General features: G+C 36.3%; 13 protein-coding genes and 1 pseudogene. 6 read left to right on the top strand and 8 right to left on the bottom strand.

What is annotated here, in order from left to right; translation table 11 throughout:
* Positions 1-6 precede the first annotated feature (6 nt).
* A complete protein-coding gene (locus IPK14_09420) occupies positions 7-291 on the bottom strand; it encodes a hypothetical protein (GenBank protein ID MBK7993627.1) in 285 nt (94 codons plus the stop codon).
* A 192-nt stretch (positions 292-483) separates the two neighbouring features.
* Between IPK14_09420 and IPK14_09415 the strand changes: the two genes are divergently transcribed.
* Positions 484-921, top strand: coding sequence for an Ohr family peroxiredoxin (locus IPK14_09415; GenBank protein ID MBK7993626.1), 438 nt, complete (start codon positions 484-486; stop codon positions 919-921).
* 53 nt (positions 922-974) lie between these two features.
* Complete coding sequence (locus tag IPK14_09410) at positions 975-2,210, top strand: acetyl-CoA C-acetyltransferase (GenBank protein ID MBK7993625.1); 1,236 nt, start codon at positions 975-977, stop codon at positions 2,208-2,210.
* Positions 2,211-2,330: 120 nt separating this feature from the next.
* Here the strand turns inward: IPK14_09410 and IPK14_09405 are convergent, their stop codons facing one another.
* Positions 2,331-3,812: a S8 family serine peptidase gene (locus IPK14_09405; GenBank protein MBK7993624.1), complete on the bottom strand. Its 1,482-nt coding sequence runs from the start codon at positions 3,810-3,812 to the stop codon at positions 2,331-2,333.
* Between the two features lie 545 nt (positions 3,813-4,357).
* Between IPK14_09405 and IPK14_09400 the strand changes: the two genes are divergently transcribed.
* Complete coding sequence (locus tag IPK14_09400; protein MBK7993623.1) at positions 4,358-8,473, top strand: PKD domain-containing protein; 4,116 nt, start codon at positions 4,358-4,360, stop codon at positions 8,471-8,473.
* Positions 8,427-11,882, top strand: coding sequence for a DUF1349 domain-containing protein (locus IPK14_09395; protein ID MBK7993622.1), 3,456 nt, complete (start codon positions 8,427-8,429; stop codon positions 11,880-11,882). The genes IPK14_09400 and IPK14_09395 overlap by 47 nt, the downstream gene beginning before the upstream one ends.
* A gap of 68 nt (positions 11,883-11,950) precedes the next feature.
* On the opposite strand, the gene IPK14_09390 is transcribed toward IPK14_09395, so the two are convergent.
* From IPK14_09390 to IPK14_09375, 4 genes and pseudogenes are all read right to left on the bottom strand, one after another.
* Positions 11,951-14,320: a hypothetical protein gene (locus tag IPK14_09390; GenBank protein ID MBK7993621.1), complete on the bottom strand. Its 2,370-nt coding sequence runs from the start codon at positions 14,318-14,320 to the stop codon at positions 11,951-11,953.
* A gap of 15 nt (positions 14,321-14,335) precedes the next feature.
* A complete protein-coding gene (locus tag IPK14_09385; protein MBK7993620.1) occupies positions 14,336-14,689 on the bottom strand; it encodes a hypothetical protein in 354 nt (117 codons plus the stop codon).
* A 52-nt stretch (positions 14,690-14,741) separates the two neighbouring features.
* Positions 14,742-17,191 (bottom strand): annotated as a pseudogene (locus IPK14_09380) (leucine--tRNA ligase).
* Between the two features lie 193 nt (positions 17,192-17,384).
* On the bottom strand, positions 17,385-18,986 hold the full coding sequence (locus tag IPK14_09375) for an ATP-grasp domain-containing protein (GenBank protein MBK7993619.1): 1,602 nt from the start codon (positions 18,984-18,986) through the stop codon (positions 17,385-17,387).
* Between the two features lie 288 nt (positions 18,987-19,274).
* Here IPK14_09375 and hpnH point away from each other — a divergent pair, with 288 nt between their 5' ends.
* Positions 19,275-20,291, top strand: coding sequence for an adenosyl-hopene transferase HpnH (hpnH, locus tag IPK14_09370; protein MBK7993618.1), 1,017 nt, complete (start codon positions 19,275-19,277; stop codon positions 20,289-20,291).
* A 49-nt stretch (positions 20,292-20,340) separates the two neighbouring features.
* Here hpnH and glsA read toward each other — a convergent pair whose 3' ends face one another.
* Both glsA and IPK14_09360 read right to left on the bottom strand, forming a co-directional pair.
* Positions 20,341-21,903: a glutaminase A gene (glsA, locus tag IPK14_09365; GenBank protein ID MBK7993617.1), complete on the bottom strand. Its 1,563-nt coding sequence runs from the start codon at positions 21,901-21,903 to the stop codon at positions 20,341-20,343.
* A 6-nt stretch (positions 21,904-21,909) separates the two neighbouring features.
* Positions 21,910-22,899 carry a ChaN family lipoprotein gene (locus IPK14_09360; GenBank protein ID MBK7993616.1) on the bottom strand — a complete coding sequence of 330 codons (990 nt, stop codon included), beginning with the start codon at positions 22,897-22,899 and terminating at the stop codon, positions 21,910-21,912.
* 333 nt (positions 22,900-23,232) lie between these two features.
* Between IPK14_09360 and IPK14_09355 the strand changes: the two genes are divergently transcribed.
* On the top strand, positions 23,233-23,919 hold the full coding sequence (locus tag IPK14_09355) for a hypothetical protein (protein MBK7993615.1): 687 nt from the start codon (positions 23,233-23,235) through the stop codon (positions 23,917-23,919).
* The last annotated feature ends 8 nt before the right edge of the window (positions 23,920-23,927 follow it).

The raw sequence follows: 23,927 nt of genomic DNA, 5'->3' as shown, positions 1-23,927 counted from the left end.
GTTAAATCACACTGTCCCACCACAATTTGGGCAATGCTTAAATACAAAAACTGTGTTATTCTGACAGACTAAGTAATATTGCCCTGTATTTTCCTTTATTTCAACAGGTGCATCAGGTTCCTTAGCTAAATACTCAAGCAGGGGACATTTACATTTACTTATCACTTTGTTTTCTAGTATCTCATTACATAAATCTATACACTCATTACATATATATGCAGGTTTTGCTTCTATTACTTTGATAACTTCTCTACTACTTTTACCGCAGAATGAACATTTTATTTCTTCCATGTTTTTCTCCTACTTATACATTATTCTACATATTAAACATTTAATTATATTTTATTATTAATTGAAAATTTTAGTAATTTTTGTTCATAAAACGACCCTAGCATTCTAAGATTACTCGACTTTCTCAAAAAAGAAAGTTAAAAACTTTATAGCTTTTAGTTAATCAATGTATTCAATAAGGAAAATAAAATTATGGACAAAATTAAACCTTTATTTACAGCAACAGCAACTACTGTTGGTGGTCGCAACGGACACACAGAAGCTAGTGATGGTTCGGTAAAAGCTGATTTGTCAGTCCCAAAAGAATTAGGCGGATTGGGTAAAGCTGGAACAACTACACCAGAGCATCTTTTTGCTGCTGGGTATTCAGCTTGTTTTGGGGGAGCTTTAGATTATGTTTCTAAACAACATAAAAAAAATGCTAGCAAAGCTAAAATCACTGCTGATGTAACAATTGGTGAACGTGAAGGAGGAGGATTTGGTTTAGCTGTAAAAATGCAAATTGAAGATAAGTCGCTCTCTCAAACCGACTTGGAAGCTTTTGTCAAAGAAGCACATGAAAAAATTTGCCCTTATTCACACGCAACTCGTGGTAATGTTCAAGTTGATTTTGAAGTAGTAGGCGGGTAAATTCTAGTAGAACTAAATAAAATAGAAAGAATTATTAGAAGGGAATATTTTTTATGAATAAGGCATATGTAATTGACGCGGCACGCACACCTAGAGGACGTGGTAGAGCGGGTAAAGGTGCGCTTTCTGCTATTCACCCTCAAGAACTTTTTGCTCAAGTGTTAAATGCTCTTCGTGATAGAGCTAGTTTTGATGTAGAGGATGTTGATGATGTAATTGTTGGATGTGTTTCTCAAGCAGGAGAGCAGGGAGCTAATTTATCTCGTAACGCTGTGCTTTCAGCCGGATGGCCTGAAAAAATATCAGCAGTGATACTTAATCGTTTTTGTGGTTCTGGGTTGCAATCAATTAATTTTGGTGCAATGGGTGTTGCTTCTGGAGCAATGGATCTTGTTGTTGCTGGTGGTGTAGAAAGTATGTCACGTGTCCCTATGGGATCAGATGGTGGTGGGGCAGATGGTAACAATCTTCACTTACGCAATCGTATTTTCCAAGTACCACAAGGAATTAGTGCTGATTTAATCGCTACTCTTGAAGGGTTTTCACGTGAACAACTTGATGAAATAGCTCTAAGATCTCAAAAGAATGCAGCACAAGCCATTGAAGAAAAACGCTTTGCTAAATCTTTATTTGCTGTAAAAGATCCTTTTACAGGTGCAGTTGCACTTACACAAGATGAATTTCCCCGACCAGAAACTACAGCCGAAGGACTTGCTAGCTTAACCGCTTCATTTATTGAATTTGGTCAAAAAGCAGTAGGCCCAAATGGTGAAACACTAAACCAAATGGCACTCCAAAGATATCCACAAGTAAAAGCTATCCAACATTTTCATACTGCTGGAAACTCAAGTGGTATAGTTGATGGTGCTGGGGCTGTTGTACTTGCATCAGAGCGTTATATCAAGGAAAAAAATATAAAACCAAGGGCTTATATTCGTGCAATGGCAACTGTAGGAAGCGAGCCTGTAATAATGCTTACTGCACCTGCTCCAGCTAGCGAAAAAGCATTGCGCATGGCTGGTATGAAAGCATCAGACATAGACTTATGGGAAATCAACGAGGCTTTTGCAGTTGTTACATTACAAACTATGAGAGCCTTAAATGTTGATCCTGCGCGAGTAAATGTTAATGGTGGGGCAATTGCACTTGGTCATCCATTAGGAGCAACTGGAGCAATGTTATTTGGTACTGCACTTGATGAGCTTGAACGTAGCAATAAACAAACTGCGCTTATAATAATGTGTATTGGTGGCGGTCAAGGTATTGCTACGATAATTGAACGTCTATAAATTTTTTCTTTAATCGACTATTTGTAAAATTTAAGTCTAAAAAGAAAATTGCGGGTCTTTGAGTTCTAACTTAAAGACCCGCATTAGTTTTATAACATGGAACAAATAATCTTTTAAGCTTTATGCTTGAGCAACTGCGGCAGCAGTGTTTAACTTACCGCCTGTGCTAACTTTGCCTCTTAAATCTGAGTCAATATCAACAGTTGCTAAAATAATTTCTCTTATTTGAGGTGCTGTTAAATTTGGATTTTTAGCAATCATTAATGCTGCTGTTGCTGCAACCATTGGAGTAGCCATTGATGTACCACTCATTCTTTCATGTCTACCACCTGGAACGGTGCTAAGAACGTTGTCACCTACTGCGGCTAGCTCTACAACTTTGTCACCAAAAGATGAAAAACTTGCTAATCTGTTATTGTTACGATCCATTGAAGCTACTGTAATAACATTAGGTAGATCAACGTTAGCTGGGAAGTCTGCAACATTATTCATATTTGAACCATTACCATTTGCAGTTGCAGCAACTAATAAAATATCTGCATCAGCTAATTTTTTAACAGCAGCTAGCCAGCGAGCTTGATCAGCAGGGTTGCGATATTCATCACCAAAACTAGCATTGACTACACGAACATTTTCACCTCGGTTTTTCATATTAACCATATAATCAACACTACGTTCAAAGTTAACTAATAAGTCATTACCATCATAAAGTCCACCAATGGACATAATTTTTGCTTTACCTGCTGCAAGACCTGTATTACCAACGCCGTTGTTTTCAGCCGCAATAATACCCGCTACATGTGTTCCATGGTCGGCACCATCTCCTTTAAGTGGATCACCACTATTAAAGCCTACGCTAAAGCCATGAACATCATCAACTACACCGTTATTGTCATTGTCAATTCCATCGCCAGCTATTTCACGTTGGTTAACCCACATTGAACCATCTAAATCAGAGTGACGATAATCTACACCACCATCAAGCACTACAACTATAGGATCGCCAGTTGGTTTGGTTGGAGGTTTTGTAGTGTCAACTGGGCCACTTGGAGCTTTACCTTTAATTTCTAAACTCCAGTTTTTTAATACTCCTTCATCAACTCTAGCTTTATCTTCTATTGTAAGTGTCCATTCACCTTTAGTTTTTTCACCAGCAAATTGTGAAAGGTCAAAATTACCTTTAATATTGTCGGCTGAACCACCTTGACGGTCTGATATGGTGACAGTTTTTCCTGATGGAGAAGTTAATTTTACAACTAAATCACCTCGGTAAGTGTGTTGTAAATCTAGGTTTAAGTTTAAGTTTTCAATATCAATATCTTGGTCAATGTTAATTTTTGAGGTAGTAGTAGCTAAATCTTTGACGGCTGAATTGGGGCTAGCGGTTCCAGTAATAACAACAGGCTCATTTGCACGAGCAGCAATAGCATCTGTTATTGCTTGAGGTGTTACTGCGGTAAAAGTATTTGTGCCAGGACGACGACCAGGACGGTCAACAAAACCTTCAGGTTTATTACCAGGACGAGCAACTAAATTACTTTGTGTTTGTCTATTTTCTGCACGGCTTCCTAATGTTCCAACGCTGCGCCAACCTCCAGTCATACGATTAATAGAGCTATTTATTTGATCAGAAACTCGTTGTGTTTCCATTGTTGTACGAGCTTGAACAAATTGCCCTGATAAACGGTTAAGGTGCTGTGAATCTGTGCTATTTGTTGCTTGGTGGGTTAAATCTGTTTGTGTTGCTTGTGTTGCTTGTGTTTGATTAGTGTTATTTGATTCATTAACTCTAGCTATTTCATTGACACCAGTATTGTTATTTACTTTCACAGTTGCTTCCCCCAGAAACTTTGTTTGGATTTTTAATGACTGAATGATGATTCACTCAGAATATCGGCTTTTAGTAACAGATTGTTGCTAAGAGAAAAAGAAAATTTTTCAATTTTTCCAATAATTTAGCAATATTTAATTTTTGAGTATTTTTAATAATTTTAATGAGGAAAATTGCTCAAATTTTATTTTTAATAATTTAGTAAGCACTATATTTAATAATTAATTAGAGGAATTAAATTATACTTTATTGGCTAGGAATAAATTTTGCGTGGGTTAGTAGAGGGGTTCATCTTTTTGAAAGGAGGTGGACTAAAATGTCAATAAAATCATTTTGGACTAAGCCCCGTTTTCGTAATCAGACCAAACAGTCTTCAGCTAATTTCCTTCAACTCACTGCAAAATCTGAACAACAATTGGCTGAAGCTAGCAAAATACGTAATCAGCAAACTTACACTGCAAATAGCTCTAAAGAAGCAGCAAAAAAAAACAAATTTTCAGAAATAATTAAACGCTGTTTTATTTTCCTAATTATTATTTTGTTGGTATTTGCCTCTTTTCTTCCATTAGTAGTAGAACAAGCAGCAATTAATAACTTAGAAACTATATTTTTACCAACTACTCAACAAGACATTGGAAGTTTAGAAAAGGAATTTTATGCTCTAAACACAAAAACATCTCAATGGCTAAAAATAATGGAGGACAACCCAAGAGCAATTTTGCCATTAAATTTTTTTGAAGATTTGGAAAGGCGAAATCACCTAGCAGCTAAACTTGCTATGGAACGTGCAGAAGTAGCAGAACAGGTTGCTAAGGAAGAAAAAGAAAAAGAAGGTTTACGAGAAATAGTTAGCTATTTACGTGAATCTACTGTAGTTAATGGTGCTTCCGAAACTTATTTAACTGCAATAACTGATAATCTAAAACAAGAGGAAGCTTTTTATACTGATTGGTTAGAACAAACTAAAGACGCTCAAGGCGTTATCTTAACGCTAGACAAGGCTAATCTGCCTTTTAACCCACAACAAGAAAAAATAATAGAAAATCTACGTAAAGAAGCCGCGGCGCGTAAAAGAGAAATTACTGAGCAACTTGATACAGTAAAAGACTTACAACAAAAAATGCAAATAGCTCAAAATGGCTTATCTAGCGCGTTTAAGGCTTATGATATTTATTACAATATCCAAAAAGGAGAGTTTTTAGATGGTGCTGGAAATGCTGTTGATATAGGTTCAAAGCTGGCAGAAATTGTTTATGATGAAAAACAGCTTAAAGAAGTTAGCAAACGCTTAGAGCTAGGGCAAGGAACACTTAGCGCGATTAAAAGCATTTCTGAAGGTGCTTATCTTGATGGTGCGTTAGATGCAGTTAAAGCCATCAATGGTTTTATCAAAGACTATCAATCTAAAGAAATTAAGGACACTAAAAACACACTTGGACTATTTTTAGCAACAGATTTTCATACCCCACAACTTAAAAAAGTCCAAGATAATTTAGTAAAAAACCTAGCTGAGAAAAATAACTCTTTACAAAAAATAGATAGAGTTAAAAAGACTTTTGAACAATCAGAAAAAGTCTTAAAGCGTATTCAAACGGCTTGGAGGGTAATTAAAGTTTTTCATGGACATTTAAGCAACTACCAAAACTTACTTAATTCTGATTCAACTCGCACAACTACAACTGCAAATTTAATTGCTGGAATGTCTGCTGTTGGAGATGCTATAGACAGAGTAGTTGGATATTTTCCTCCAATTATGGCGGAAACTGTTGGTCAATTTTTTAAGTTTTATGCAGACGCTCTTAAAGCTGGCGAAGGAATTGACACAAAAATGCGTGCTATGTTAAAGGCGCGTGGCGACGGTATTGGAATAGATTTAATTGGTGGACTACAACATTCTACAGCAGGTCGTTATTTTGCAGAAAATCATACTGGGTTAGTAGAAATTGCTAAAGAATTTGAAAAGTCTGGCTTACGTGTTTTCCATATAGAAAATACAAATATTTACTACTTTGTTCCAGATACAAACCAAATTCCTATTAAGCTAGATGATTCACTTTATAAGCAATTAGCTACGGTTTGTTCTAATTTTACGGCTCTACAAACCATTTTAGCTACTAGCACAGGGGAAACCCTCTATTTACTTACCAATGAGGACTTAGCTGGTATAATTAGCTCATTAAAAAATAAAACTAATAAGTTTCAAATAAATGATGGTTGGTTTTCAGACTCAACTTATGAGCTAGATGGCACAGCAATAACACGACGTGTAAATGATAAATTAATTGATATTGCTGACGCACTAATTCACATTAAAGCTGCTGTGGGTGAACAGTTAACTAAAAGCAATTTAGAAAAGCTTTTAAGTAGTTGGGTTAGTTTTACTGATGATATAGCTTTTCAAGAAAAGCTTGCTGGTTGTGTATTGGTAGAAAACGATAAGCAAAAACATAACTTGTTTATTGCTTTTATGGAAAACCGAACTGCTTATGAAATCACCATTTTACGGGCAAAACTTACGGACAATAAATGTTTACAACACGCTGAGTTAAAAATTGTTGGTGATAGCAAGGGCGAGTTAAACACTACAGTAAATTTAACTACCGAGCTAAATGCTCCATTAAAACAGCTTAAAAATATTAAGTTAGTTTGGTATAACGACACAACCAAGTTAGGAGAAGGTTTTTCCTTTGCTCTACCACTAGAAAAAGAAGGTAGTCATAAAATTAGAGTTGAATTTTATAGTAGCAGCACTGGAAGCCAAAAATTGCTAGACTCTCCTATTCATACTGTAACGGTTGGAAAAGAAAAAGCTCTACAATCTAGCGTAAAAGTAAAAATTAATGGTGCTGCACTCTTAAAACTAGGTCAAACAGAATATTATTCCGCTTCGGTTGATGGAACAATTAATCAAAAGCCTGTTTATAATTATTCCTTGCGTTATGCTTGGAGTCATGGAGAAGGCACTAGTTCTAGCATTTCATTTGAAGCTAAAGAACCTGGTTTAACTGCTCTTAAGTGTGAAGTATTTGCAACAATTAACAAAAAAGAACAAAAAATAGGCGAGGCAATTCATAACATCACAATTCCTACTCGCTTGTTAGTTACTGCTCCAAAAGAAGTTAATGCAACAGATATTTTTGATGTTAAAGCAGAAATACCTAAAGAATTAGCTGGAAAAGTAAAAAGTGTTTATTGGTATGGAGGAATATTGCTTTCAGATAAACCTTCTGGTCAAGAAGGTAGTGAAATTAAAATGCAATATTCCAATGGTTATTTGGATAAAGATCAAAAAACTAATCAACCTATAGTAAGTAAAAAGAAAATAGGAATAGTACTTTATGATGAAAATCGTCGTGAGCTAGACCAAGGTTTTGCAGAAATAATTGTTAAACCTGTTTATTTTCAAGGTAGCGCGAGCGAAATTTGGGAAGGCAACACAGGCTTAAGTTTAAGCTTAAAACGTAAGCCAATAAAAAATGGGCCTCGGTTGCAATATAGTGCTGAAGGTGATCCTTCTTATGTTAGCACTGCATCTGTTTGGGGTGAAGCTTTAGCTTATTGGACAGACCGCTATAGCTTTAAAAATACAGAAGATATAGCTAAACACTTAAAAGAAGCTGCTAGCAAGGAACAAGAATTAGTTCCAATTTCAATAGCTGATTTTAAGGGGTACGCACTAGAGAAAAAACTCTCTTTTAGTGCTGGTTATGGCGGTTGGATGACTGGTTACGTAGGTTGTTCAACTTATGCTGGTTCTAGTATTGGTTACTTAATTAAAGGACAAGTAATTATTGGTGTGCATTATTTTGGCTCTGGTGGGGGTTCACATGACAATGAAGATCGTCCTTGGTTAGAGCCTCTTACACAATCTGTTTCAGCAGAGGCAAAAGCAATTGTAACAGGGCTTAGAATAGGCCCAGATCCAAAATTTGCTAAAACTCCTTATACCGGGCCAAAACTTGATGGCTCTGATTTTGCAGCCAAACTAGCTGTTAACCTTACAGCAACTAATAAAGTTTATCGTCCGGGTCAACAACCTATAACCATTACAGCAAATGTTACAGGCGGAAAGCCTCCTTACAATTATCAATGGACAGGTCAACATGGCGGTAAAGGCGGAAAAATAGACTTTGTTAGCTCTAAACCTGGGCTAGAAAAACTAACTGTTACAGTAACAAGTAGCGATAAACAAACGGCTTCAGCCTCTATTGAAATCAAAGTTGAAAAATTAGAAGTTAAAATCACAGGTTTAGAAGGACAAATTGTTTACGGGACAAAACGTAAGCTAAATATTACGCCAGGAGGTTTTCGTGTCTACTGGCAAGCCTCACAAAATCTTAACTTTAGCCCTGTAGAAAGTGCTAATGGTAGTACAGACATAATTTTTGGACCGAATTGGGGAAGTAGCTATTTGGGCGCAAGTTTTAGATAAAAATGGGGCCACCATTGGCGAAGCTAAACAACAAGTAATAAATGTAGTTCCACCTAAATTTCAAGTTGTTTTTGACCCTCCAAGTGGTGCAAAAGTAGGACAAGAAATCAAGGTGACTATTACAACCATTCCTGAAATTGATAGCAATTTAGTCAATTATGTTTGGAGTAGTCCAATATCTAGCAACCGAATGGAATATAGCAATAATAGCAACGAAATAGGCTTTAAGTTACGAGAGACTAAGCCTTTTGAATTACTTGCTATAGCTAAAATTCCTACTTTAGGCGATGAACTAGCAGAAATTAAAGCAAATTACACAGCAACAGCTTATCAAGTTAAGGCTGAAGTAGTTGGAGCAACTTATTCTGGCCCAACTCCTACTGTTTGGGATCCTGTTAAACAAACTCTAGTGCCTGTTCCAAAAGGAACTTACATTACTGATCAAATGGTGACAGTAAAAGCTGAGGTAATTGGCGAGCCTCAACCAAACGGCGTGCGCTGGGATTGGGCAGTTAATTCTGGCACAACAATTGGCAATAACATTTCTCAAACTCCAACCATTTCACGCCATGAACCAGGCACAGCAGAAGCAATTGTAGTTGCTAAAGATAATGATGGGGTTTTTCTTGGGACAGCAAAAACTAGTTTTACAGTTTTAGAATCTGGCGAAAAGGCTGCTCCTATGACCGTAAAACTCTTAGCAACTAAAACTAAGCTTAACACTAATGAAGTAACTGACATTAAGGTAGAAATTAAAAACGGTGTTGCTCCATTTAGTTATGTTTGGCGAGGGCCACTAGTTGAAGACCGACGAGAAGTTGTTAAAGTCAGAGCAGGTCAAAAAGGTAAATTTAGCGTTACAGTTACAGTTACAGACTTACGCGGTAAGACTGCTTCACAAACTATTGATATTGAAGTGCTTGGAATAGATCTATCAGCAAAAATAAAAGAAGCTGAAAACTTAGTTCAATTAGGTAAACTTGATGAAGCTATTCTAGTTATGGAACAAGCTGTTAGACAAGATCCAGAAAATTCTCAAGCTATTCAATATGAGCAAAAGCTAAAAACAGAACGAAACAAAGTAATGTCACAACTTAACATTACTCAACAGTTAATTAATGAAGCTAGATTTGCAGAAGCACAAGCAGCATTAGTTATTGCTCAAAACCTACATCCTAAATATCAACCTGTTGTAGATATGGCGCAAGAACTTTCTACAAGTTGGAATGAGTACAACAATAAAATTCAAACAATACTTAATGAAGTACGCAAAGCCAATGAAGAGAGAGATTTCCAAAAAGCCATAGATATGATTAACCAAATCCGTAGCACTATGAAGCTAGATCGATATGCTCAAGAACAGCTTACTAATCAAGAAAACTGGTCGCGTAAGATGTTGGCTGAAAAAGAAAATATTCGCCGTATTTTGCAAGCTGGAGAAAATAAGCTTAGACAATATGATTATGCTGGAGCATTAAGAGATTTTGACCAAGGTTTTGTTAACTTTAATAATTACTGGAATAATCGAGATCCAGAAACAGCTAAATATATCAAGCTGCGAGAGGAAGCGTTTATTAAAAATAGACGTGTTAATGAGCTACTTTCTACAGTTCGCCCAATAGCAGAAAATCCTAGCCTAGATACGCCTGTTAATGTTTTGCAACAAGCTTTAAGAGATGCTGATGAGCTAATACAACTACAACCTAATAATGTTAATGCAAAACGTTATCGAGATAGCATCTTAAATAAGCTCAATAGGATAACAAAAGAAAATTCTAAATTAGACCAAGCTAAAAAACTTCGTGCTGAAGGTCAAAAGCTAGAAAATGCTGGTGACTTAAAAGGAGCAATTGATAAATACCAACAAAGCCTTGCTATTTTGCCGGATGCTAATTTAGCGGCACACATTAAAGTTTTACAAGACAAGCTAAACAAAATAAATAATCAAGGCAGTGACACAGGGAAAAAAGGTGAAACTGGGACAATAGACCTTTCTGGCACACGTTGGGATTGGTTTGATCCTAAAGCAGATGCTAGTTATAACTTGTCTGGCAATACAATAATAATTCGCGCTCCAAATGGTAATGATTTATGGCCTGCTTTTAACTTTGATGCTCCTCGTTTAACTAAACAAGTTACAGGTGATTTTAACTTACAAGTAAGAGTAAATTCACAATGGCGCAGCGATGGTTATAACGGCGCAGGCTTGGCAGTAAATGTTGGTAAAACTTCTGTTATTCGTTTTGAACGTGGTTTAGATGGTGCGATTGGTGGGCATCATATAGTAATTTTTGCTTTTGCTGAAGGTCGTGAAGTTGGACGATCTCATATAGCGTTTTCTGCTAATGATTTCTACCTTAAACTTGAACGAAGAGCTAACAACTTCACTGGTTGGGCAAGTGCTAATGGCCGAGATTGGCAAAAAGTAGGAACAATTACAGCTAATTTTCCTGCTAATATTGCTGCTGGATTAACTTTAATTCATCAACATAGCAACAGCACTTTCCAAGCTAGTTTTTCAGACTTTTCTTTAACAAAAGTAACTAGCACTGGAAAAACTGACCCCTCTAAACCAACAGACAAACCAATAGATAAGCCTGTTGTAGTTGGAGATCGTATTACAGCAGGTTACACAAGCACAGGCACTAGTTATGCTCCTAATTGCAAAGGAGATGTCTTTACTGGTGGTAGTTGGTGTAATTCTCGTAATCAATCTGACTGGATAGAGCGAGATTTATCAGGGCTTTATGAAATTAGAGAAATTCGTATAGGTCAAGCTGGAACAGATGTCACAACAAAAAATAGTCGTATAGTGATAAAACTTCAACTAGCTAATGGTCAATGGGTAGTAGTTGATGAACTTAAAGAAACTAACATAAATTTGCGAGAACTTTCTTTTGGTGGAATTGGAAATTCTATTCCATCTTACCGAAAAGTTTTAACACCTCCTATTGTTGCAAAAACTTTTCGTATGGAACTTTCTGGTAATGGTTGGTTTGGAGCTAAAGATATTGCTCTGATAGGAAGAGCTTTTAATTCAACAAATATTCCTGTAGATAAACCAATTGATAAGCCAACTAACAAACCAACAGATCCTATAAACAAACCTGATCCACCAATTAAAACTGGTTTGCAAGTTACTGCTATTGTTGAAAATAAATCTACAGACAATGTACACATTTTTATAGATGGGGAAAATTTTGCTCCAAATGATCGACTAGCACCACAAGAAAAACGCTCTATATCAATGAAAATGCTGCCTAATGGAGCAATTAAGTTTTTTGCTGGAAGAAATGGAAAGGTAATTACTAGTAAAATTTGGTATGGGGATCCTGAACACTTAGACCGTTATCCTAAAGTTATTTTTACTAATGATAATACTTTACTCGTTACAACAGGTCTAAGATAGTTTAGCTAATCATTTGTTGCATTTAGCTTGGTTTCATAGAGCCAAGTTAAATGCAACAAAATAAATGATTACTCTACATTTGGATCTGAAATATTTCCAAAGAAAATACTATTTAAAAACAGTCTAGTAGTGCTTTCCCAAAATGACCGGAAATTAGGGTCATCAGCATACAAAATAAAGCTTCCTCGGCCAGATTTTTCCCTTAGTAAATAGGAGGAAAGAGCAACCTTCTTTTCATTTTCTGGGGTTAAAAAACCACTAATCTTAAATTGCTCTTTTGGATAAAAAACTACATTATCCCCTTTAGTTGTTAAACTTAGCGTTGGACTAGAATTATTTAATATTACTAAATCTTTCTCATAGCCCATTCCTAATGGGTGAGTTTTATCTAGTTTTAATTTCATAAGCGTACCAGGAATAGATTGCATCATCCGTTTACGCTCTTTTTCTTCGTAGGGAATAAGCTTTTCTGCTAGTTCTTCTTCAGGCGTTTTAGCTGTAAGTGCTGGCAATGTAGAAACTGTTTGTTGAGCCGCATCTTTATCCTGTTTTTCTTGTTGTTTTTCTCGTTCAATTCGTTCTTCTTCCTCGGCTTTGTCTAATAATCTATAGGTGACAGAAGTCATAGCCGACATTTTAGCTGTTGCAAATACCGCACCACCTTTAAGCCCAATAAATACGCCTCCATCACGTACCCAACGAGAAAGTTTTTCAATAGTCCCTTTTCCAACTAACCCTAAGTAATTTTTACCTGAAGAATCATCATCTGGAAAAATAATTGTGTTATAGTCGCGTAAGTCCAAACCTCCTAATTGTTGTGTGGAAACAGCAGTAAAGGGAATTGAATAAACTTCGTCTAGCAAATACCAAAGTGAACCATAATTAGTCACGCTTACACCCGGCCCCATTACTACTACAACTTTAGGCTTACGAATATGACGAACACGATTTGAACCTAAATCAATCCCGTTTTGTGTTCGTGCGCTGTTGCTAGCTACCACGTCATGACCGTTAATTTTTGCTAACTCTGCAATTTTTTCATGCAACGTTGCTTTATTTGTTTCAACAGGAACTACAACTGCTCCAACAGGGAAATCCTGACCATTAATTGTTACAGGCTTTAATACTAAAAATGCTTCATAATTTTCTTTTAATAACTCAGCTAAAGTTTTTGCAGCCGCATTAGTCTGATAACTAAAAACATAACCATAACCAGCTTTTCCACCTATAACTTGACCACTTAAATTAACTTGGCTAGATAAACTCTCTAAGTTGTTAGTAATTAAGTCTTCTAACCAATAGGTTTCAATATTGTAAGCTAATGGAAGTGACCAGCCTGTAATATCATAAAAATAAAGGTCTTTTAATGCTGCTTCAGGTTCAAGTAATGCACGAGCTAAAAAGCCTGTTGGTTGGTTTAGATTAATAATATAAGCACCTGTGGGAAAATCTTTTTCCTCAATAATTTCACCAAAATAGCCATGTGCTTTTTTTATCTTAAAACTAGATTTAGCTTTAGCTACTTCAATTCCTTGAGCTAGCAGCAAATTAACAAGTTTAGCTGTTCGGCTAGGGTCATTGCCAGGCAACAAAACAAAGGATTTCATCGACTCTTTTTTTCCTGCCTCAATTGCCTGAAGGCGGAATTTATAATAATCACGTAATTTTGCTTGGCGGTTATCTGAAGTAGTTTTAAGAGTAGCTATTGAGCTAAGAAAATGATGCCAAGCTCTTTCACGTAGGGTTAAAACTTTTTCTCTATTATCTAACCTTATGCTAAGACCAGCACGACCGCTGCCAGCTTGCTCATAAGTCATTCCTATTGCACCATTTAGCGAAGGCCAAGAATCTCCATAGCTAGGATAATGGAGGTCAAAATCTTCGCTAGTGTAAAAGCTTAAGCCATATTTATCAAACATTGCAGCATTACCCTGACCATAGATCTTTAGCCAGTTGTTGGTAAGCTCTGGAATATTAGCATTTTGCGGTTTAGCCGAAGGAGGGAAGAAGTAAGTAGCATCAACACCCATTTCATGAAAATCTACAAAAACTTGTGGCAAAAATTCTTGATAAAATTTTACACGCGATTTTGATTCTATTTGAGTTTGCCAAGCCCAATCTCGGTTTAAGTCAAATAAATAATGATTAAATCTTCCACCGGGCCAAGGTTGGTTATGCTCAAAAGAATTTTTATCAAGCTTTGGATGTTTTCCTTGAGCCTGCTCATAAAATGTTACATAACGCTCTCGTCCATCAGGGTTAACTAGCGGGTCAATAACAATAATTAAATCTTTTAATAATTTAGCGGTTTCTTCGCTTTGGTCGGCTAGCAAATGATAAACAACTTCCATTGCTGTTTCTGCCGAGCAAGATTCATCGCCATGCACATTGTAATTTAGCCAAGCTGTTGCAGGAAGACTTGCTGTTAATTTGTCCATGTCTGACTCGGATAATTAGCGAGGATCGCTTAAACGAGCAGTATCTTTTTTTATTTTGTCTAAATTAGCTAAGTTTTCAGGGCTACTAATTACAAGTAAATGAAGCTTGCGCCTTTCGTTTGTTTGCCCATATTCAATTAATTTTAATTTTGGTGAAACTTCCGCCAAACGCCGATAATAAGCGGTTAACTCGCTATAATGGGTAAAATACTCACCGATTTTATGACCAATAACATCTTCTGGTTTAGGAATATCTGATAAGTATTTAGCTTCAGTAGAAAATCTAATATTATTAAATGGGACTTGAGAATCAGCAGAAATAACAAATAATGACATAATAATTGACAACGCTAAGATAAATTTTTTCATATATTTATAGATGACCAAGGGCTAATTAAAAATTAACCCTTGGAAGTGTAGATTATTTGACAACGATGTTAACAAGTCGTTTAGGAACATAAATAATAGTTTTTAGCTCTTTACCAGCTATTTGGGGGCAATATTTGGATGAGATAGAGCTAAATCTTTAGCTTCTTGTTCGCTAGCCGTTAATGAAACGCCTTCAATTCGTTCTCTAAGTTTTCCATTAATTTGTACTATTAAAGTAAAAACCTCATCAGCCGCTAGACTTGCATCATATTTAGGCCAGCTTTGTTTGTGGATGCTATAAGCTTCACCAAGTTCTGACCAAAGCTCTTCGCTAATGTGTGGAGCAATTGGAGCAATTAACAAAACAAATGTCCTTAATGCTTCTTGCCAGTGGCTAGTATTGCTAATAGCTGTTTCTTTAGCCTTAGCTAGATAGTTAAGTAGTTCCATCATACTTGCTACAGCCGTGTTAAATTGGAAGTTTTCTATGTCATTTCCAACTTTACGGATAGTTTTATGAAGTATTCGCTGTAAGTCCTTTATTTCTGTTACAGAAGCATCGCCTGTTGCTGTTGGGGCTGGTTCTAAGACTAAGTTCCAGACCTTACGATAAAAACGAACAATGCCTTCAATACCTTTGCTTGACCAAGGGCCGCCTGCCTCCCAAGGGCCAATAAACATTAAGTAAGTGCGTATGGTGTCGGCTCCATATTCTTTTACAAGCTCATCAGGGTCAATAACATTACCACGTGATTTACTCATTTTTGAGTTATCTTCACCTAGGATTAAACCTTGGTTAAAGAGCCGCTTAAAGGGTTCTCTATGGTCTACTAAACCCATATCATTTAATGCTTTAGTAAAAAATCGAGCATACATCAAGTGCATTGTTGCATGTTCAATTCCTCCAGCATATTCATCTACTGGTAGCCAATGTTTTACAGACTCATCCATAAATTTATCAGCTATATTTGGGTTTAAATATCTAAACCAATACCAGCTAGAATCAACAAATGTGTCCATTGTGTCAGTGTCGCGCTCTGCCGCACCTTGGCATTTTGGACAGGTTGTATTCTTAAACTCAGCATTTAGTTTTAACGGGGATTCTCCTGTAGGCAAAAACTCTACACCATCAGGAAGAATAACTGGCAATTGTTCATCTGGAACAGGCTGCATTCCACAACTTGGGCAATGAATAATTGGAATTGGCGCACCCCAATAACGTTGACGGCTAATTAGCCAGTCACGTATTCGGTAATTAATGGCTGCTTTGCCTTGATTCATCGCTACTAAAGCATCTGTGATAGCTTTTTTGCCTTCCTCATTGGACATCCCATTAAATTGACCAGAGTTGACCATTTCGCCTGCTTCAGAATAAGCACTAGCCAACGCTTGACCATCCCAATTAGCAGGCTTAATTACAACTGGAATTGGTAAATTATATTTTTTAGCAAAAATAAAATCTCGCTCATCATGTGCAGGAACAGACATTATTGCCCCAGTTCCATAAGTCATTAAAACATAATCTGCAATCCAAATAGGAACACGTTCTTTAGTAAAAGGATGTACAGCATAAGCACCTGTCCAAAGACCTGTTTTTTCCCTTGTAGTTGCAAGGCGTTCAATGTCTGATGCTCGTTTGGTTTGAAAAATATATTCTTCAACGGCTGCTTTTTGCTCTGAAGTTGTAAGTTTAGCAACTAAAGCATGTTCAGGTGCTAAAACTAATGTAGTTGCACCAAAAACCGTATCAGGGCGAGTTGTAAAGACAGTAATAAACTCGTCTGAATTTTCTATTTGAAACTTAATTTCTGCACCTTCGCTACGTCCTATCCATTCAGTTTGGAGTGTTTGAACTCGCTCAGGCCATTGAATTTGGGAGAAATCCAGTAATTCTTCAGCATATTTGGTGATACGAAATAGCCATTGGTCTAAATCTTTTTTAGTTACTTGAGTTTGGCAACGGTCACATTGTCGCTCATCTCCCTTTACTTGCTCACGAGCAAGCGAAGTGTTACAGGTTGGACACCAATCAACAGGTGCTTTTTTTACGATAAGCTAAACCATTGTTAAAAATTGGATGAATAACCATTGAGTCCAACGGTAATAATCAGGGTCGCTAGTGACTACTTCATGATGTGAGCGATGATAGCTTGCTCCCATAGTGCGGAACTCTTTCCGCATATAGTCCATATTGTTATAAGTCCATTTTTTCGGATCTACTTTATTTTTTATAGCTGCGTTTTCTGCTGGTAGCCCAAAAGAGTCAAAGCCTGTTGGGAAAAAAACGTTCATCCCTTTCATTCTTAAATAACGAGCCTTAGCATCAGGTGGAGCATACATAAACCAGTGACCAATATGTAAACGGCCACTAGGATAAGGAAACATAGTTAAAAAATACCACTTAGGTTTATCTGAATTAAGGTCAAGACGGTAAAGCTCATCTGCTTCCCATTTATCTTGCCATTTAGGTTCTATTTCTTTGTGATTGTACTTTCTCATAATTTTTAGTTGGGTTTTCGATAATTTTTAAAATGTGTGTAACTTTAACATGCTTAACTACTAAGCTTCAATAAATTGGGACTATACAAAAATTATCCAAAAAACTTAGCCCAGCCGTAAACGACTGGGCTATTGCCAAAAGCCCTTACAAGGCTTAAGAATATTTTGGAGGGTATTTTTAACAAACTATCAATTATCAAATAGATAAATAATCTAGTCTATCTCGCCATTTGCTATCTTTTAATTCCTGATCTAAAACTCTTAATGTACTTTGATAAAGCTCTTGTGCTTCTTCTGGAGAATTACCAATACAAGTTACACCTATTTTTCCAAATTGACTCATTGCACCAATTAAATGAAATACTACTCCACGTTCAGTAGCAGCATGAAAATGTAAATCATGATAAACGGCAATATCTATAAGCTCATCAGGTGTAATTCCTTTGTAATGAGGTGAACTTAAATTGTCAGATGCTAAATAATACTTAGGCCGTCCACTAGAAGTAATAAACAATCCTGTAGATGGGTCATAACCTCCATCGGTTAAAAACTTCATCATTAAGAATGGGTGAGTTGTGCCACCTTTACGCAAATTGATTTCAATTGCATGACAATCCCAAGTATTACCATTTTTAACTACAACAAAATCTATAGCAAAACGTCCTATAACTCCTTTTGTTGATAGCACATGAGCAATTTTTTCCCCATAAACTTGAATCATTTTGCGATACTCATCATCTGCTGGAAAAGTACAACCTAAATAAACTTGACCAGAAAGACCACCTAATAATTGATCATGTGTAGATATTACTTGAGGTTCACCAATAGCATTTACTCGACATTGGACGCTAGGAGAGCGTTTTTCTTCGCCTTCAATAAATTCTTCTACAATTCCTCCCATAAAATTAAATTTATCAGAGAAAGATTCCCAATTTTCTATTGGAGCGACATATTGTAAAGAAGTTTCTAAATGAGCAGAAATGGCTGCTCTACGTGTAGTGCGGGAAGCATTTTGAACATCCAAAATAGGGTTAAGGCGTAAAATAGCATTTCCTTCACCTGAAAAACCATCATTAAGTTTTACTACTACTCGTCGCATTTCTGGACGTTCTTCCCATAAATCTATTATGGCTTCGGTAATGTCGTCTGGTGTGTGCAAATTTTCCCTACCTGCTGGCATTGGAATATCTGCTTCACGAAAAATTTCACGACAACCGCTTTTAGTACCTAGGTGCAATAAACCAGGGTCTAAACCATAAAGAGGAATCCCTAGTTGTACAGCTAAGGTTCTTTCAAGTGGCGTAGTGTTAAAGCAAACTAGATGGGCGTTGTCCTTATCTCCAATAGCACGTCTTATACGTTCCATTAAGATTGGTCGATTAAGTAATTTTTGAGTTAGTGGAATGTTTGAAGTATCGCTAGTTTCCACTAAAACTAGACGACGACGAGCATGAGCCGCCGGAACACCTGTTAATAGATGTAAATAATAGTCTATAACTGAAGGGTTAATACGTTGGGAGGTGATAAAAACTAAGCGTGTTCTAGGTCTACGAAGAAGCATTAATAAATATAAAAGGCGTTCTTCATAAAACGAAGCTCCTTTAAGTTTCAGTAATTCTTCTCTATGTAAAGTCATTGAAGGGACAATTACGCTAGTATGTTCAGAAAGTCGATTATTTGCCACTTTGTCAAAAAGCATTGGCATTCTTTTTTGTAGCCGTTGAAACTCTATTAACTCTTCGGGTGAGCCTGGGATAGGTAATAGATTTGTAGTTGGATTTGCAACTAGAGTATTCATAAGATTTGCTCCGCCATCTTGGGATGCACATTGTTTTAGGTAAGCTATAGCCGCTATTCTAAACTAGACCTGTAGAGAAAGAAATAAAATATTTTTAGAAAATTTACAGATTAAGTAAATTTTACTTTTTGTTAATACTGCCAATATATATTTTTGTTTTATGGGGAAAATCGCCGTAACTTCTTCACCCAGCATTTATTTTTGTGATAAATTGCCAAGGAACTTTTATTAAACAAAATAAAATAAATCAAAAAAATTTTTCTGCTGTTATTTAGGAGAGCTTTACTTATGGGTATATCACTGCGCCAAGCCGTTAAAGTTGGTGGGTATGTAATGAAAAAGAGGATATTAGGAGAAAAAAGATATCCTTTAGTGTTAATGTTAGAACCACTTTTTCGTTGTAATTTGGCTTGTGCTGGTTGTGGCAAAATCCAATACCCAGAAGAAATTTTACGTAAAAATCTTTCCCCAGAAGAATGTTTTAGAGTATCTGATGAATGTGGCGCACCTGTAGTAACAATTGCTGGTGGTGAACCTTTAATTCATCCTCAAATAGCTGAAATAACCGAAGGGCTAGTAGCAAGAAAGAAATTTGTTTATCTTTGTACTAACGCGCTTTTGCTAGAACGTCATTTAAGTAAATTTAAGCCTTCACCTTACCTAACTTTTAGCGTCCATTTAGATGGAATGAAAGCCCGACACGATGAGTTAGTTTGTCGTAAAGGTGTTTTTGATGAAGCAGTTAAGGCAATAAAACTAGCTAAAGAAGCAGGTTTTCGTGTTACTACTAACACAACTGTTTTTGATGGCGAAATACCAGAACATTTACATGAAATGTTTGATTTTCTAGCAGACTTAGGAATTGATGGGATGATGATTTCACCTGGCTATAGCTATGCTTTAGCACCTGACCAAGATCATTTCTTAAAACGCGAACAAACTAAAGCTTTATTTAGAGAAATTTTTGCTCCACTTGCTACCAAACGCGGCAAACGTTGGCAATTTAATCATTCTTCTTTCTTTATAGATTTTCTAACAGGCCAGCGTGACTATGAATGCACCCCTTGGGGCAACCCTAATTACAATGTGTTTGGCTGGCAAAAGCCTTGTTATTTACTTAATGAAGGCTATGTACAAACTTTCAAAGAATTAATAGAAGATACAAAATGGGAAAATTACGGGCGTAAAAGCGGAAACAAAAAATGTGCTGATTGTATGGTACATTGTGGCTATGAACCTACGGCAGTAATAGACGCTACAGCTAACTTTAAGAATATGCTGGTTTCACTTCGTAGCTTAAAGTAATAGAAGTTTTAGTTTATAGAATTAAAATAAAAGGTCAACTTCTGACCTTTTATTGTTTTAAAAGAGAAATGATTTCTTGATGTTGGTTATTTGCTGCGTCGTCTATGGCAGTATTTCCCCAACGATCTTTTAATTGAGTATTAGCACCATAGCCAAGTAAATATTTAACAATATGAGCGTGACCTTCTGAAGCGGCTAAGTGTAGCGGAGTACGACCATCATAATCAGCACCGTTGATGTCTACGCCTCTAGCAACAAGTCTTTGTATCGCAGTAAGATCGCCTTTGCTAGCTGCCCAAATTAAAGCGATTACTCTATCTGTCTCTATATCAAGGCGGTTGCGACGCGGATCTATTTTTTCAGATACACCTGTTAGATTGTCATAGTTATGAAAATTAAAAACTTCTACTAGTTTTTTACAAAAAGCTAAACCTCGGACGCTATTGCCTTGTCGGTCTACTCTTGGCGACCAGGTGCAAAGACCCATTACATTTGGGACAACAATCATTATTGCACCAGAAACACCGCTTTTAGCTGGGAGTCCGACTGTAAAAGCAAATTCGCCTGAAAAATCATAAAGTCCACAAGAGGACATCAAAGACAAACAATGTTGGACAGTTTTAGGAGTGAAAATTCTATTTCCGGTAATTGGACAAACTCCACCGTTAGCTAATGTTGCTGCTACTACAGACATTTGCTGGGCATTTACTTCAATAGAACAACATTGAAAATAAAACTCTAGCGTAGCAATTAAGTCCGTATTTTCAGGAAAAGCTTTGTTTTCCCTTATAAAATAGCCTATAGCAAAATTACGGTCTGCTGTAGCGCGTTCAGAAAGATAAACTGCATTACTAAAGCCTACTTTAGCCCCACCACAAATAGCTTTCCATTGCTCCATAACATAATCAAAACGATCTGCAATATTTATTTGTGGTTTGATAAGCGAACAACACATAATCGCACCAGAATTGATCATTGGGTTATGTGGCTTATTTTCATAATTTAGCGTTAGTTCATTAAATCCTCGTCCGCTTGGCTCACGTCCTACATATTTGTGAACTATATTTTCTCCTTGCTCTTCTAAAGCTAGGCAATAATTAATAGGTTTAGAGCAAGATTGGATACAAAAATCTGTTTGGTAATCGCCAAAATATGCTTGTTGTCCGTCAATTGTGCAAAGTGAAACAGCGTACTGCTCAGGGTTTACACGGGCAAGTTGAGGAATATAACTAGCTACAGTTCCTTCAGTAATTGTTTTAGTGTTTTCAAAAATTTGCTCAATTATTCGCCTAGTAGCAGAGAACTCTGGAATAATTAAATTAGCTTGTAGGGTTTGTTCAATTAAAGCAATGTTGGGTCGGATAATTTGACAAAATTCAGGGTAAGAAATTTTATCTGTGTCTGAATAAGCTTGTAAGGCTTTAATAGACTCTTTTAATCGTAGATCACTTAAAGAAATTCCTGTATGGCTAATGCTGCGTTTTATTTCTTGGGGAGTTGTAAAACCGCGATTTTCTTTATCTAAAGCTAGAAAAAGCCGCAATTCCCGTTCATCACGGGAATTTGCAGCTTGTTTGTTAATATCTTCTGAGAGTGATTGACTGTCTGACATATTAGGTTAGTTACCTTCAGGTTCTTCAACAGGTTTTACAGTAAAAATTAGATAATCAGCTTGTTTTAAGTATTGATCTACAACAATTTGATCAATATTTCTTACAGGGACAATACTAACATTACTAATTTTGCTATCAGGTAAACGACGGCGAGCGCGTGACATTGTTCCTTCGCCATAATCAGAGTGGAAAGCCCCGTTAATGTGGATAATAAAGGGCTTAGACTCTTTGCCTTTAATCATTTTGGCGACAGACTCGCCCATAGTTTCATCTTTAATACATTGAGCAAAATAAAATCGCTCAATCCTTTCATTAATTGCCGCTGGATCGGGTGCTACAGCGTGTGGATTGGCATGAGGGTTAGCTTGAGGATTGGCTGCGCTTGCAGCCGGAACCATCATAGCTGTCATAGTTTCAGTAAATCGCTCGCGATAACTATCGCTAGGGCATTCAATTTGTTGAGCAACTAAAGTGCGATCTACTTCAGAAAATCTATCTACAATAGTTAAACCATTATTAGCAACGGCGCGAGCAAGTCTTTGAGGGGCGTTGCTACCAATGACTTGCCATTTTTGACGGCGGGCAAATTCAACTATTGGGCGATAATCTGTCATATAGTTAGACCAGGGACGAGAACGGGAAAGAAATTCGGTTTCATTAATTCTACCTGTTAAATAGTCGTCTAAAGCAATTTGGGCATCTCGCTCAAACATTTCCATTGCTATAAGACTATTAGCCCGGCGACGCGCTACACCTTGAACAATTGCAAGCTCTAATTTATGCCCATCGTTGTCATTATGTTGCTCACCAATAAATAGAACTTCCCCTTTAGTTACATTAGATAGCATTGTCTCAAGGTCAATCCATTGTTTAGCTTGAGTGTCATAAACTCGATAAGGAATATAATATTCTGGCACAAAAACTTGTTGAGCAAATGAGCTAGCAGGTAAATATAAGAATATAAATAAAACTAGAAAAAATACTACTTTTTTCACAATAAAAACCCTTCCTAACATAAAAATTTTTTAATTGTAATTTGATTTTCAATAATTTGAATATAGCGGCAATATTAGTAGATGTAAATATTAACGCTTAACTAAAAATCTTGCCAAAAACGGCAATCTTGCCAAAAGTGACATCAATAGCCAATGCCAAAAACGACGTAAAAAAGCTTCTAACAAGTTTTTTAAAATCTTATGGATTTCTTTATCCACAAATAAATCAAATAATTAGAATTTGTTATTTATAACATTTTCTCCTGGCACAAGTTTTGAAAATAGAAAAGTTACAAATCAAATTAAATCAAAAATTATTTAGGAGAAAATGTTATGAATATCAGAAATGTTGTTTTAATTATTGTACTTAGCCTTGTGGCAATTTTTGGCTCTTGTGTTAATAAAGTAGTAGTAGGTGTTGCTGTTTGGGGGACAACAGTTGGCGTTATAGCGGTAAGCACTTTCAATAATTTTTTTGAAATAGCCAAAGAAAAAAGCCAAGAATTTGAAAAGACGATTGCTCCATTAGATAACTTTGTTAATGAATTTCACGCTTCATACAATAGGGAAGAGTATAGCGAACTTTACAAAGCCTCTGGCGAAGTAAAAGAAAGATTGACAGAAGAAGAATTTGTAGAAATATTTGCAGAATTTACAGAAAAACTTGGTAAAGTAAAAAATTCTACTAGAAATAAAGTAGATGTAAGCAAAAAGTCTGGTACAACTGTAATAGAAATGGTTTATCAAACAAGTTTTTCTAATGCCGCAGCAGAAGAAAAGTTTACTTTTATAGTCAATGAAAATAAAGCTACATTATATAGCTATGATATAAAACTTATAGATACTACAGGTAAAGAAAATATAGAAAATAGTTTTAATAGCCTTATAAAAAATACTAATGTTTTTAAGTTTTTTGCTAATACTGAAACAAACACGACACAAGCGCAACTTGAAAGCCAAATGGCAGGAGAAGAATATTCAGAAACTGCTGAATTTGAAAGCCAAGAAGCTACAGAATAAATTTCGTA

The organism is Blastocatellia bacterium (assembly GCA_016713405.1).
GTDB lineage: Bacteria > Acidobacteriota > Blastocatellia > Chloracidobacteriales > JADJPF01 > JADJPF01.
This window is presented reverse-complemented; position numbering and strand designations above follow the sequence as displayed.

What these genes read in the sequence shown, in the direction of transcription:
- IPK14_09355 (MBK7993615.1), top strand. Translation starts at nt 23,233, where the DNA reads ATGAATATCAGAAATGTTGTTTTAATTATTGTACTTAGCCTTGTGGCA.
- IPK14_09410 (MBK7993625.1), top strand. Translation starts at nt 975, where the DNA reads ATGAATAAGGCATATGTAATTGACGCGGCACGCACACCTAGAGGACGT.
- IPK14_09400 (MBK7993623.1), top strand. Translation starts at nt 4,358, where the DNA reads ATGTCAATAAAATCATTTTGGACTAAGCCCCGTTTTCGTAATCAGACC.
- IPK14_09415 (MBK7993626.1), top strand. Translation starts at nt 484, where the DNA reads ATGGACAAAATTAAACCTTTATTTACAGCAACAGCAACTACTGTTGGT.
- IPK14_09375 (MBK7993619.1), bottom strand. Translation starts at nt 18,986, where the DNA reads ATGAATACTCTAGTTGCAAATCCAACTACAAATCTATTACCTATCCCA.
- glsA (MBK7993617.1), bottom strand. Translation starts at nt 21,903, where the DNA reads ATGTCAGACAGTCAATCACTCTCAGAAGATATTAACAAACAAGCTGCA.
- hpnH (MBK7993618.1), top strand. Translation starts at nt 19,275, where the DNA reads ATGGGTATATCACTGCGCCAAGCCGTTAAAGTTGGTGGGTATGTAATG.
- IPK14_09405 (MBK7993624.1), bottom strand. Translation starts at nt 3,812, where the DNA reads ATGACTGGAGGTTGGCGCAGCGTTGGAACATTAGGAAGCCGTGCAGAA.
- IPK14_09385 (MBK7993620.1), bottom strand. Translation starts at nt 14,689, where the DNA reads ATGAAAAAATTTATCTTAGCGTTGTCAATTATTATGTCATTATTTGTT.
- IPK14_09420 (MBK7993627.1), bottom strand. Translation starts at nt 291, where the DNA reads ATGGAAGAAATAAAATGTTCATTCTGCGGTAAAAGTAGTAGAGAAGTT.
- IPK14_09390 (MBK7993621.1), bottom strand. Translation starts at nt 14,320, where the DNA reads ATGGACAAATTAACAGCAAGTCTTCCTGCAACAGCTTGGCTAAATTAC.